Source organism: Nitrospiraceae bacterium, assembly GCA_019637075.1.
Lineage (GTDB): Bacteria > Nitrospirota > Nitrospiria > Nitrospirales > Nitrospiraceae > JAHBWI01.
Genome location: JAHBWI010000002.1, coordinates 404796 through 417067 on the forward strand (window position 1 = coordinate 404796; position 12272 = coordinate 417067).

The window sequence follows — 12272 nt, forward strand, 5'->3', positions numbered from 1 at the left end:
AATCATGGCCAAGACCATTCTCATAGTCGACGACTCGGCATCACTTCGACAGGTCGTATCGATCGCGCTTAAGGGGGCCGGCTATGACATCATCGAGGGCGCGGACGGCAAGGATGCCTTGTCCAAACTCACGGGGCAGAAGGTGCACCTGATCATCAGCGACGTCAACATGCCAAATATGGACGGCATCACCTTCGTCAAAGAAGTCAAGAAGCTGCCCAATTATAAGTTCACCCCGATCATCATGTTGACCACGGAATCGCAGGAGTCGAAGAAGGCCGAAGGGCAGGAAGCCGGCGTGAAGGCTTGGGTGGTCAAGCCGTTCAAGCCTGAAACCATGCTGATGGCGGTCTCCAAATTGATTCTCCCCTAGCCACTGGCCGTACGCGAGGAACCGACCATGGAACTGCGTGAAGACACCGCTGGAACCGTTCACCGCCTGCACATCGCGGGGGAGCTGACGATTTACTCCGCACTTGAACTGAAACCCCGCCTGTTGGGGGCCCTGGCGCAGAAAAGCGCGCTGGAGATCCACGCGGGGAACGTCACGGAAGTCGATACGGCCGGCATCCAGCTGCTGCTGCTGGCCAAGCGCGAAGCGGCGGGAGCAGGAAAACAGCTCAGTCTCATGACACCCAGTCAGTCCCTGCGCGAAGCCCTGGGGCAATGCTTCCTCAACGAACAACTGGACCATCTTTAGCGCACACATGACGGATCACCTATGAATTTGGATGCTGCGGTACAAACGTTCCTGGCGGAAAGTCGTGAACTGCTCGATAGTATGGAGGAGCAACTTCTCCATCTGGAATCCAACCCCGGAGCGGACGGCGACATCAACGCCATTTTCCGGGCCGCCCATACGATCAAGGGCTCGGCCGGACTGTTCGGCTTCGATGACATCGTCCGATTCACCCACAAGGTGGAAAACCTCCTCGACCGGCTGAGGGACAAGCAGATGGGCCTTGATGCCGACTGCATCGCCCTGCTTCTGGCAAGCTGCGACCATACCCGTACGTTGATCGAAAATATCGCCGGCAACGAACCCTTGAGCGCCGATGCGAAGGCCACCTGGAGCACGCTCTCGGCTCGCCTGGACGTACACCTGGGACTCTCACCGTCCTCTCAACCGGACCACGCGATGCCGGATACCACGGCCCTCGCCACATCGAGCCCCGAGGAGGCGGAATCGGAACGGAACACAGCCGACTATGCTTGGCATCTCTCGCTGCGGTTCACCCGCGATGTGCTGCGCAACGGCATGGATCCGCTTTCCTTCATCCGCTATCTCCGCACTATCGGCGACGTGCTGCATGTCACCACGATTGCCGACGCGATCCCCACTGCCGAAGACATGGATGCGGAGAGCTGCTACCTCGGCTTTGAGATCAGGCTGCGCACCCAAGCAGACAAGACGACCATCGAAAACGTGTTTGAGTTCGTCAAGGATGACTGCAGCCTGCGCATACTCCCCCCGCGGAGCAAACATTCGGAATACATCAAGCTCATTCAGGAATTGCCGGAAGACACGATGCGACTGGGTGAAATTCTGGTCAAGAGCGGCGCCCTGACTCGGGCGGAACTGGAGCGAAGCCTACGCGCACAGCACGGAGACGATCACGCGAATGTGCTGGACACCGCTCCGCCAGGCAGCACCCAACTCGGCAACCATTTGGTGAGGGAAGGCGTCGTGAACTCCACGGTGGTCCATGCCGCGTTGGACAAACAACAACTGGTCAAGGAACACAAATCCCAGGAAAGCCGATTCATCCGCGTCGAAGCGGAGAAACTCGATCAACTCATCAACTTGGTGGGCGAATTGGTGATCGCCGGCGCCGGCACACACCTGCTGGCCAAACGGAGCGGAGAAGGCGACGTCTTGGAATCGGCCTCGACCGTCTGCCGGCTCTTGGAAGAGGTCCGAAACCATGCCCTCGGATTGCGCATGGTGCAGATCGGTGCCACCTTCCAGCGGTTCCAACGGGTCGTGCGCGACGTCAGCCAGGAACTCGGCAAGGAGATCGAGCTGGTCATCACCGGCGGGGATACCGAACTCGATAAATCCGTCGTGGAGCGCATCGGCGATCCGTTGATGCACCTCGTGCGCAATTCAATGGACCATGGGATCGAACCGCGCGAAGTCCGGCTCCAACGGGGGAAAACCGCCAAGGCCCGCATCACCCTGAACGCCTACCATGACTCCGGCAGCATCGTTATCGAAGTGACCGACGACGGCGGCGGCTTGAATCGCGAGCGGATCCTCAAGAAGGCTCGCGAACGTGGGCTGATCGGCGACTCGCAGGTCCTCAGCGATCGCGAGACCCACAATCTCATTTTCGAACCGGGCTTCTCGACCGCGCAGCAGATCTCCAACTTGTCCGGACGCGGCGTCGGCATGGACGTGGTGAAACGGAACATCGAAGCGTTGCGGGGCACCGTCGACCTGATCAGCAAGGAGTCCGTCGGCACCACCGTGCAGATTCGCCTCCCGCTCACACTGGCGATCATCGACGGCTTCCTGGTCGGCGTCGGGCACAATCGCTATGTGATTCCTCTCGATCTGGTCCTCGAATGCGTTGAACTGCCTCACTCCGAACGTCAGGCGTCGGCCCGAGAAGGCCACATCAGCCTGCGCGGTCAGGTGTTGCCATACCTGCGGCTCCGCCAGCTGTTCGACCTCGGGGGAGAGGCAGGCCTCCGCGAGAATATCGTGGTGGTGCAATACGGCGGGCAGAAGATCGGCCTGGTGGTCGACTCGCTGCTCGGAGAATTCCAAACCGTCATCAAACCCTTGGGCAAGCTGTTTGCCCAACTCAAGGGCTTCGGAGGTTTCACGATCTTGGGAAGCGGCGAAGTCGCGCTGATCCTCGACGTGCCGGCCCTGATTCATTCCGTCGTGCGAGCAGAAAGCAATTCCGCCGTCGGGGCCGTGGGCCCTTCGGCGGACACCGAGTATCAACAAGCAGCGTGAGCTGTACTTCTACAGGAGGCGGGTCATGGGCAAGCAGATGACATTGGCGATGCGGTTGGGGCTGGGCTTCGGAGCCATACTGGTTCTGATGCTGGTGGCCAGTGGTATCGGCATCATGAACCTCAGCGCATTCAACGAGCAGATGACGAAAATCGTCTACTGGGGCGTGCCCAAGATCGTGCTCGTCAACAATACGATCAAGAACACCTTGGACAACGGCCGATCCGTCCGCAGCATCGCCCTGGCCACCAGCCAGGATGAGGTTGAGATGCTCTTCAAGAAGATGACGGCCAACCGGCAGAAAAACGGAGAGAACCTCGACAAGTTGGAGAAGATGTTGTCGTTGCCGCGAGGCCGTGAGCTCTACAAGGACATCATGGACAAACGCAACTTCCTGGGCACCAAATACGCAGAAACGGAAAAGCTGATCAAGGCCAATGACCGGACCAAGCTGGCGGCATATATCAAGACGGATTTCTCTCCCGCCAACAACGCCTTCTGGGAATCTTTGGAAGCCATGGCCAAGTTCCAGCAAGAGGTCATGGACCAGCAGGCCAAACAGACCGAAGTCGACTATCAGAATGCCCGTACGATGTTGATCGGCGCCACGGTGCTCGCACTCTTCCTGGGCGCCGCCATGGCACTCTTGATCACGCGCTCGATCCTGAAGGATTTGGGCGGCGAGCCAGCGTACGCCAGGGATTGCGTCAAGCGGATCGCAGAGGGTGACCTCACGATCGACATTGCCGTGAACGAATCCCACAAGGCCAGCCTGCTGACCGAGTTGAAAGCGATGGTGGGGAGTTTGACCCAGGTCATCTCGCAGATCCGGCAGTCAGCCGATGCGCTGGCCGGGGCTTCCGAGGAAGTCAGCGCCACGGCACAGTCCTTGAGCCAAGGCTCCAGCGAGCAGGCCTCGAGCGTGGAAGAATCCTCCGCCTCCATCGAGCAGATGACGGCCTCCATCAACCAGAACAGCGAACATGCCAAGGTCACCAACAACATGGCGACCCAATCCTCAAAAGAAGCGGCCGACGGCGGGCAGGCGGTACAGGAGACCGTGACGGCGATGAAGCAGATCGCCAGCAAGATCGGTATCATCGACGATATCGCCTACCAGACCAACCTTCTGGCTTTGAACGCCGCCATCGAAGCCGCGCGGGCCGGGGCCCACGGCAAGGGCTTTGCGGTCGTCGCGGCCGAAGTGCGGAAACTGGCTGAGCGTAGCCAGGTCGCGGCGCAAGAGATCGGCAGCCTCGCGGGCAACAGCGTCGGCATGGCCGAACGCGCGGGCCAATTGCTTCAGGAGATGGTGCCGGCGATCCAGAAGACATCGGACCTCGTCCAGGAAATCGCCTCGGCTTCCAGCGAGCAGGCGTCGGGCGTCTCGCAAATCAACACGGCCATGACGCAGCTCAGCCAGACCACCCAACAAAACGCATCGGCCTCGGAACAATTGGCGGCAACGTCGGAGGAGATGAGCGGCCAGGCCCAACAGCTCCAGCAAGCCATCGCCTTCTTCAAGGTCGGCATGCAGGAGTCCATGCCCCCTGCCCACGCAGTGGGTAAGGACAAGCACCGCTCGACCGTCAAGCCGACGGGCCGGAAGGAATCGGCCCCGCCGCCCACATCGGCCTCCGCTGCATCCAACGAGGTCATCGGGCAACCAGATCCTGCCCAATTCGTGCGGTTCTAGGAGGACGCCATGGGAAACACCCTACAGAGGCCGGAAACGGCCGAACAGGACCAAACGGCGGAAGAACAGCACCAGTACCTCACGTTTCTATTGGCCAAGGAAACCTTCGCGATCGGTATTCTTCGCGTGAAGGAAATCATCGAATTCGGAGCCTTGACCGCCGTGCCGATGATGCCCGCCTGTGTGCGCGGCGTCATCAACCTGCGTGGGCGAGTCGTTCCCGTGGTCGATCTGGCCGTTCGATTCGGACGGCCGTTGACCGAGCCGGGACGACGGACCTGCATCGTGATCGTGGAAGTCTCGTCCGAAGGCGACCATCGGGATATCGGGATCATCGTCGACGCGGTGAACCAGGTGATCGAAATTCTCCCTGCGGATATCGAGCCCGCGCCTGCGTTCGGCGCCAACCTGCGCGGCGAATTCATCCAAAGCATGGGGAGGGTCGATGGTCGATTCGTCATCATTCTCGAAATCGGCCGCGTGCTCTCGATCGACGAAATGGCACAGGTAGTCACCTCCACTCCCGAGGCCCCAACCAGCGGCATCGCCAAGACGTAGTCGGCCCCCGACACCGACGGCCCGAAGACTACAGAGTGGTGGAAGCCTGCGCTGAATGGGAGACACCGTGAGCATACTGAAAGACATGCCGATTCGCCTCAAACTCTTGCTGTTGGTGGGCATCGCCGCCCTGCTGTTACTCCTGGTCGGCGGGATCGGCCTGTACAATCAACAGACCGTGCTGGGAGCGCTGCAAGGGGTCTATCACGACCGTGTCGTGCCGTTACGCGACCTCAAACGAATTGCCGATGCCTATGCCGTCGATATCGTCGATACCACCCACAAGGTCCGCAATCATGGTCTGTCCTGGAGCGAGGGGCGGGACCATGTCCGGCAAGCTCGAGAATCAATCGCGCAAACATGGCACGCCTACCTCGCCACGACTTTGGTAGAAGAGGAGCGCCTGTTTGCAGATCGTGCAACCGGTCTGATGGACAAGGCCGAGCCGGCGCTGAACCGGCTTCAGCACATCGTGGACGCGCAGAATGCCTCGGCGCTGGACGCATTTGCGGTGGGAGAGCTCTACCAGACCATCGACCCGCTCTCCGACCTCTTTGCCCAACTGATTGACCTCCAATTGAGGGTCGCCAAGCAGGACTACGATCGATCGGAAGCGACAACAGCCCAGGCTCGCTGGCTCGCGATCGGGTCGATCGCTGCAGGGGTCTGCCTGCTCATTCTTTTCGCCTGGAGCATCATCTCCAACTTACTCGCAGAGCTCGGGGGAGAGCCGGCCTATGCGGCGGCTTGCGTCAAACGCATTGCGGAGGGCGATTTGACCGTCGAGATCCGGACACAGGGCCACGATCAAGGCAGCCTCCTACTGGCCTTGAAAACCATGGCCGGTAACCTGAGCCAGGTCATCTCGCAGGTTCGGCAGTCGGCCGATGCGCTGGCCGGGGCTTCCGAGGAAGTCAGCGCCACGGCACAGTCCTTGAGCCAAGGCTCCAGCGAGCAGGCCTCGAGCGTGGAAGAATCCTCCGCCTCCATCGAGCAGATGACGGCCTCCATCAACCAGAACAGCGAACATGCCAAGGTCACCAACAGGATGGCGACCCAAGCCTCCAAGGAAGCGACCGATGGGGGCCAGGCCGTTCAGGACACCGTCATCGCCATGAAGCAGATCGCCAGCAAGATCGGTATCATCGACGATATCGCCTACCAGACCAACCTTCTGGCTTTGAACGCCGCCATCGAAGCCGCGCGGGCCGGGGCCCACGGCAAGGGCTTTGCGGTCGTCGCGGCCGAAGTGCGGAAACTGGCTGAGCGTAGCCAGGTCGCGGCGCACGAGATCGGCAGCCTCGCCGGCGACAGCGTCGGCATGGCCGAACGCGCGGGCCAATTGCTTCAGGAGATGGTGCCGGCGATCCAGAAGACATCGGACCTCGTCCAGGAAATCGCCTCGGCTTCCAGCGAGCAGGCGTCGAGCGTCTCGCAAATCAACACGGCCATGACGCAGCTCAGCCAGACCACCCAACAAAACGCATCGGCCTCGGAACAATTGGCGGCAACGTCGGAGGAGATGAGCGGTCAGGCCCAACAACTCCGGCAAGCCATCGCCTTCTTCAGCACCACTCGGCATAGGTCCGGCTCCGCCTCGCCAGCTACGCATACGCGACTGCATCAAAGAGGCCTGAATACATTGGACCGAAACGAACCAGCGCCGTCGCACAACCTAGCGGCTGCATAACATAAAGGAACGGACCGGTTGAGCCAAGAGCGATGCCGGCGTCATCGATATAATCATGCACCTCGTCGAACCCGATAGCCAATCCGCCGAGATTCCCCTCTCCGAGAAGGAATTTCAGTCGTTCCGGGATTTCGTCTATCAAACGGCCGGTATCAGTTTGTCCCCCACGAAGAAGGCGCTGGTCTCCGGTCGACTCCTCAAGCGCCTGCGCCACTACCAGCTGACGTCCTATCGCGACTATTTCCACCTGATGACGAGCGGCGAACAACCCAAAGAACTGCAAACCGCGCTCGACCTGCTCACGACCAACGAGACGTATTTTTTCCGGGAACCGCAACACTTCGAGTACCTTCGGACGTCCATCCTGCCGGCTTGCAAGCCCGGCGAACTGGTCCGCATCTGGAGCGCCGCCTGCTCGAGCGGCGAGGAGCCGTACACATTGGCCATGGTTCTTGCCGACACGCTTGGGACAAGGTCGTGGGAGCTGCTCGCATCGGACATCAGTTCGCGCGTCTTGGCCAAAGCCCAGACCGGTCATTACAGCATGGAGCGGGCTGAGCGCATTCCTCAGCAGTACTTGAAGGCCTATTGCCTGAAGGGGATCGGACCGCAGCACGGGACCTTCCTCATCGACCAGGCGCTCCGCAACAAAATCCAGTTCACCTCGATCAATCTCAACGCCACGTTGCCGCAGATCGGCCCCTTCGACGTGATCTTCCTGCGCAACGTCCTGATCTATTTCAACATGGAGACGAAGCAGCAGGTGGTCGCGCGGCTCCTGAACGTGTTGAAGCCGAACGGACACTTCATCGTCAGCCACTCGGAGACCCTGCACGGGGTGACCGATCAACTCAAGGCGGTTCGCTCATCCATTTACCGTAAGGCTTGAGCCATGGCGCAGCCTGCCAACGTCGTTGAGGTGTTTCTACAGCCGGGCGACTTTCACTTCGGCCATGCGAACACCCGTATCAAAACGATCCTCGGCTCTTGCGTGGCGATCACGATGTGGCACCCGATGCTGCGCGTCGGAGGGATGTGCCACTACCTCTTGCCGACTCGGGAGAAAGGCGGGGCCAGCGAACGGGACGGCCGTTACGGCAACGAAGCCCTGCAATTGTTCCAATACGAGATGGGGCGGCGCGCCACCAAGATTCACGAATACGAAGTGAAGGTGTTCGGCGGCGGCAACATGTTTCCCTCGCTCGGAAAGAAGGGGACGGCGCTGGAAATCGGAACCCGCAACATCGAATTGGCCCGCAAAGCGCTGGTGGAGTTAGGCGCCACCGTAACCGCGCAACACGTGGGAGATGCCGGCCATCGGCACATCATTTTCGATGTCTGGAGCGGGGACGTCTGGGTCAAGCATCAACGGCTCGTCGGCCTCAGGCCACAGGACGGCAAAGGACCGGTGTAGAATGAAACCTATCAACGTGCTAGTCGTCGACGACTCCGCCACAGTCCGGCAAGTGATGTCGGACCTACTCAAGAAGGACCCGGAAATTCGGGTGATCGGGGCGGCCTCCGACCCCATCTTCGCGATGGAACACATGAAGAAGCAGTGGCCGGACGTCATCACGCTCGATGTGGAAATGCCCCGTATGGACGGCATCTCGTTCCTCAGACATCTCATGTCGACGCACCCCACCCCTGTCGTGCTTTGTTCTTCGCTCACGGAAAAGGCTACGGAAACCACCATGCAAGCGCTATCGGCCGGCGCGGTGAGCATTATCACGAAACCCAAGATGGGCGTGAAGGCGTTTCTGGAGGAATCGGCCGCTCAGCTGGTGGATGCGGTCAAAGCCGCAGCTCGGGCGAACATGAAATGCGTGAAGACCGTCACCGTGCCGCCGCCGACCGTGACGCAGAAGTTGACCGCGGATGTGATCCTCACCGCCAGCACCAGCGCCATGGCCGCCACGACCGACCGGATCGTCGCCATCGGCACCTCGACCGGCGGCACCCAAGCACTCGAAGCCGTGCTGACCAGACTGCCGCGGGTCTGCCCCGGCATTGTCATCGTCCAGCACATGCCGGAAAAGTTCACGGCGGCGTTCGCCGAACGGTTGAACAGCATTTGCCAGATAGAAGTACTCGAAGCGAAAACCGGAGACCGCGTCATTCCCGGACGGGCCCTCGTCGCCCCAGGGGGGCGGCACATGATGCTCAAACGGAGCGGCGCGCAGTACCACGTCGAAGTCGTGGACGGCCCGCTGGTGAACCGTCACCGCCCCTCGGTGGACGTCCTCTTCCGCTCGACCGCCAAGTTCGCCGGCCGTAATGCGCTCGGCATCATCATGACCGGTATGGGCGATGACGGCGCCGCGGGCTTGTTGGAGATGCGCCGCGCGGGCGCGAGGACCTTGGGACAGAACGAGTCCACCTGCATCGTCTACGGCATGCCGAAAGAAGCGATGAAACGCGGGGCGACGGAACGGGAAATCGCGCTGGACGCCGTGCCACAGGAGATCCTGGCGTTCGGCTAGTCTCGGAACCGTCAGCCGATCCGGCAACCTTCCGTCCTCGCGTCACATTCCCGAGCAATCAGTCTCCGCCCTTCAAGCTGCTTACCGTGCCCTGGTTGCATCGAGGTACTTCGTGAGAAACGCACCCCACCCAGTCTTTTTCACGAAATCCAGTTTGGCATACAAGGGCGAGACCGCCCGAGTCGGAAAGTAGATCGCCAAGCCATGCGAGCCCTTCATGGGCGAACCGTAATAGCCTGCCGCCATCACGAATTTCGACTGCCCCTCTACCGCTGCGATCACGCGGCCGCAAGCTTGCTTCACGGCCGAAGGAACCGCTGCCCCTTTCAGCAAACGGCACAGATCCACCAGATCAACGTTGTCCTGCACCTCGTACTCTTGAACTCGGTTGCGCGCATCGACGACGGCCGCACGTGCAGCCTTGTCGGCAACGGCTCCCTTGAGCGCCGATGCCAAGGCCTTGCACTCCCCTGCCAGAACGGAAGCCTTCGACAGATCGATCGCCGATTGCGTCACCGCCTCATCCGACCCTTTGTACGATGCCAGGTACTGTTTCACGATGAGCTGAGCCAATGCCGGAGGATCCATGTCAGGAGTGCTCGAGAGGGCTTTCAATATCTTGTCATAGGGCCAGCCATCAACGGGCTCGGTTTGTTCGGAACCGACCGTGTACTGCACGCTGTCCCGCAGTTGAAAGCTGACTTCGGCCATGCTCATCAAGCAGGCGTCCATTCCAAGGATGTCGATTTTCCGACCCAGGCGCTTCTTTCCTGCAGCCACGACTTTCTTCATCTCGAGGTTGTCGAGAAAGTCCTTGGCATTGTCGTCGAGGAGGATCGCCCGCGAAACCTTCCCGTTCCGTGCGGACAATTTGGCAGCGCCCACTACGGACGTTCTGAACAGCGCGTGCCGAATTTGCCGTGGGCGGCCACGCCTGACCCCACGAGCCCGCTCGCCCGCATAGATATCGGTGTCATCCCAGCCCTGTCCGTGGTTCCAGAGCACCAAGAGGTAGTGATCCGCCGGATAGCTCCCGACCGCCCAGTCGATGAAATCGATCAGCGTTGCCGGGTCACCCGTGTCGGTTTCGCCCAACGTCTCGACCGCATCGGCTTCCATCGTGGTACCTTTGCGGAGACAGTATCGCGTCGTGTCCTGACCTGCGCCGGCTCGATCAAACTGCGCCACCACGTTCACACCTGAGGTCGTCCCAACCTTCTTCATCTCCTTGAGATCATCCACCCCGTTCTCATCCAGATTGTTGTCGCCTGCGAGATACACCATGACGGTCCAGGACTTCTTCGCATCAGGCATCGTCACACCTCCATGTTCGGCACCATCTATTCAGGGCCGTTCGCGCGCAAGGAACATGGCCCCACGGTGCCTGAAGCGCACACGGCCGTCAATCCATTTAAATCCACGTATTGATGATGCAGGGCGGCGACAAGACTGAGAAGAAAACAGTAGGACGAGGGGCTCGATCATGCTCGCGGATGATCAGCGCCCCTCACAGGCGGTGGGAGAGAAAAAGTGAACCAGCGGCATGCAACACAAGGAAGCACCGCATCGGGTCTGTTATTCAATAGATGCTTTTGGTCAACTCACCGAATTTTTGGCTCTCGTTCCCGGCAGTATCGACGGCGGAGACCGCAAAATAGTACGTGCGGCCCAATTGAAGATTCGCGACCGTGTAGGTCGTGACATTGCCGACGGAGATCGGCGCACCATAGACGCCGGAAGTTGTCCCGACGTACAACCGATAACCGGCCAGATCAATCTCTGCGTTGGGGGCCCACGAGAGGGTCGCAACAGTCCCGCTTGATGTCGTGAGCGCTGCGCTCACAGGCGAGACCGTCAACGTCACTGGAATGGAAATTGTTCCTTCCTTGCTGATCGAAACGGTGACCACCGCGGAATAGGTACCGGCGGCCAGGCCGGTTTGGTTCACCTGCACGCTAATCCAGCTGCTTCCGTACAGCACTCCGGAAGCCGGAGAAATGCTCAGCCATGAGGCATTGTCCCCACCTCTTCAGCCAGTACTGCGCCTCGTGCTTTTGGAAATAACTGTGCTCTGAGCCGCGGGGCTCGGCCCGCCCTGAATCGCCGAGAAACTGAGACCCGAAGGACTCGCGTCGACAGCCCAACTAGTGGGAGCAGGCACAAGCCCCATCAACCCCATCACGGCACATCCCAACAGCAGCTGTCGAAGCGTGGCGGCACCTCCATTCCTTGCTGTGGATAACATGAGCAACCGGAATACCAGAGACCTGCCCCAGAAGATCGGAGATCATTAACTTTTCCAACCGCTTAGTCCTTGTTCCATCCAGGAATAGTAGTCCCCATGCCCGCCTGTGTACGGTTGACCGTTCAGTGACAGCAGTTTCTGTTCTCCCTGGGGCAGGTCCTCACGCCCATTTGCGCATAACAGGCAAGAACCGACAGGTATCCGCTCGAGCATTACAGGCCTGCATGGTCATGTGCACCACAACCCCGGGCGGACCCAATATGTTTCTGCAAGCTAGGAGAAAAGAGTGTGGCGCGCGACTCGACGCTGCCACAAAACGCACCGCAGCATGATTCAGCCACGGCCTTCGAAAGAGATTGAGAGGAGAGAAAGAACCTCGCTCAGGAAGAGCCCCCTGAGACAGTTACAAGCTGGTGCAGAGCGCTCCCTAGGTGTATTCCGTAGAGCCTTAGCTTCCGCACCTGTGTACAGAGAGATGGTGAGTCGGCTGGGATTCGAACCCAGGACCCTCGCCTTAAAAGGGCGATGCTCTACCGACTGAGCTACCGACTCACCTGAGGCTAGACTATCTAGCGCTACCTGACTGGAGCCATTGATCGACCCCGCCGACGGCGCCAATCTTACCACTGCGA

At 60.0% G+C, this 12272-nt stretch carries 11 protein-coding genes and 1 tRNA gene; 9 read left to right on the forward strand and 3 right to left on the reverse strand.

The window, feature by feature from the left end:
* Nucleotides 1-4: 4 nt before the first annotated feature.
* The 9 genes from KF814_06150 to KF814_06190 all read left to right on the forward strand — a co-directional run bounded on the left by KF814_06150 (nt 5) and on the right by KF814_06190 (nt 9395).
* Nucleotides 5-373: a response regulator gene (locus tag KF814_06150; protein MBX3235715.1), complete on the forward strand. Its 369-nt coding sequence runs from the start codon at nt 5-7 to the stop codon at nt 371-373.
* A 27-nt stretch (nt 374-400) separates the two neighbouring features.
* Nucleotides 401-700, forward strand: a complete 300-nt coding sequence (locus KF814_06155) for an STAS domain-containing protein (protein MBX3235716.1) — start codon at nt 401-403, stop codon at nt 698-700.
* Nucleotides 701-721: 21 nt separating this feature from the next.
* Entirely contained in the window at nt 722-2968 is a 2247-nt protein-coding gene (locus tag KF814_06160; protein ID MBX3235717.1) for a chemotaxis protein CheA, read from the forward strand.
* Nucleotides 2969-2993: 25 nt separating this feature from the next.
* Entirely contained in the window at nt 2994-4664 is a 1671-nt protein-coding gene (locus KF814_06165; protein ID MBX3235718.1) for an MCP four helix bundle domain-containing protein, read from the forward strand.
* Between the two features lie 9 nt (nt 4665-4673).
* Nucleotides 4674-5222 (forward strand): purine-binding chemotaxis protein CheW, encoded by a 549-nt coding sequence (locus KF814_06170; GenBank protein MBX3235719.1) that lies wholly within the window; start codon nt 4674-4676, stop codon nt 5220-5222.
* Between the two features lie 67 nt (nt 5223-5289).
* A complete protein-coding gene (locus KF814_06175; GenBank protein MBX3235720.1) occupies nt 5290-6912 on the forward strand; it encodes a methyl-accepting chemotaxis protein in 1623 nt (540 codons plus the stop codon).
* Nucleotides 6913-6967: 55 nt separating this feature from the next.
* On the forward strand, nt 6968-7801 hold the full coding sequence (locus KF814_06180) for a protein-glutamate O-methyltransferase CheR (GenBank protein MBX3235721.1): 834 nt from the start codon (nt 6968-6970) through the stop codon (nt 7799-7801).
* 3 nt (nt 7802-7804) lie between these two features.
* On the forward strand, nt 7805-8326 hold the full coding sequence (locus tag KF814_06185) for a hypothetical protein (protein MBX3235722.1): 522 nt from the start codon (nt 7805-7807) through the stop codon (nt 8324-8326).
* Between the two features lies 1 nt (nt 8327).
* Nucleotides 8328-9395: a chemotaxis response regulator protein-glutamate methylesterase gene (locus KF814_06190; protein MBX3235723.1), complete on the forward strand. Its 1068-nt coding sequence runs from the start codon at nt 8328-8330 to the stop codon at nt 9393-9395.
* A gap of 81 nt (nt 9396-9476) precedes the next feature.
* On the opposite strand, the gene KF814_06195 is transcribed toward KF814_06190, so the two are convergent.
* From KF814_06195 to KF814_06205, 3 genes are all read right to left on the reverse strand, one after another.
* Nucleotides 9477-10709 (reverse strand): hypothetical protein, encoded by a 1233-nt coding sequence (locus KF814_06195; protein MBX3235724.1) that lies wholly within the window; start codon nt 10707-10709, stop codon nt 9477-9479.
* Between the two features lie 265 nt (nt 10710-10974).
* Complete coding sequence (locus KF814_06200; GenBank protein ID MBX3235725.1) at nt 10975-11343, reverse strand: fibronectin type III domain-containing protein; 369 nt, start codon at nt 11341-11343, stop codon at nt 10975-10977.
* A gap of 773 nt (nt 11344-12116) precedes the next feature.
* A tRNA-Lys gene (locus KF814_06205) sits at nt 12117-12192 on the reverse strand.
* Nucleotides 12193-12272 lie beyond the last annotated feature (80 nt).

Bases quoted from the DNA above. Each gene is read 5' to 3' on its own strand.
- KF814_06170 (MBX3235719.1), top strand. From the start codon at position 4,674: ATGGGAAACACCCTACAGAGGCCGGAAACGGCCGAACAGGACCAAACG.
- KF814_06185 (MBX3235722.1), top strand. From the start codon at position 7,805: ATGGCGCAGCCTGCCAACGTCGTTGAGGTGTTTCTACAGCCGGGCGAC.
- KF814_06150 (MBX3235715.1), top strand. From the start codon at position 5: ATGGCCAAGACCATTCTCATAGTCGACGACTCGGCATCACTTCGACAG.
- KF814_06195 (MBX3235724.1), bottom strand. From the start codon at position 10,709: ATGCCTGATGCGAAGAAGTCCTGGACCGTCATGGTGTATCTCGCAGGC.
- KF814_06155 (MBX3235716.1), top strand. From the start codon at position 401: ATGGAACTGCGTGAAGACACCGCTGGAACCGTTCACCGCCTGCACATC.
- KF814_06165 (MBX3235718.1), top strand. From the start codon at position 2,994: ATGGGCAAGCAGATGACATTGGCGATGCGGTTGGGGCTGGGCTTCGGA.
- KF814_06180 (MBX3235721.1), top strand. From the start codon at position 6,968: ATGCACCTCGTCGAACCCGATAGCCAATCCGCCGAGATTCCCCTCTCC.
- KF814_06160 (MBX3235717.1), top strand. From the start codon at position 722: ATGAATTTGGATGCTGCGGTACAAACGTTCCTGGCGGAAAGTCGTGAA.
- KF814_06190 (MBX3235723.1), top strand. From the start codon at position 8,328: ATGAAACCTATCAACGTGCTAGTCGTCGACGACTCCGCCACAGTCCGG.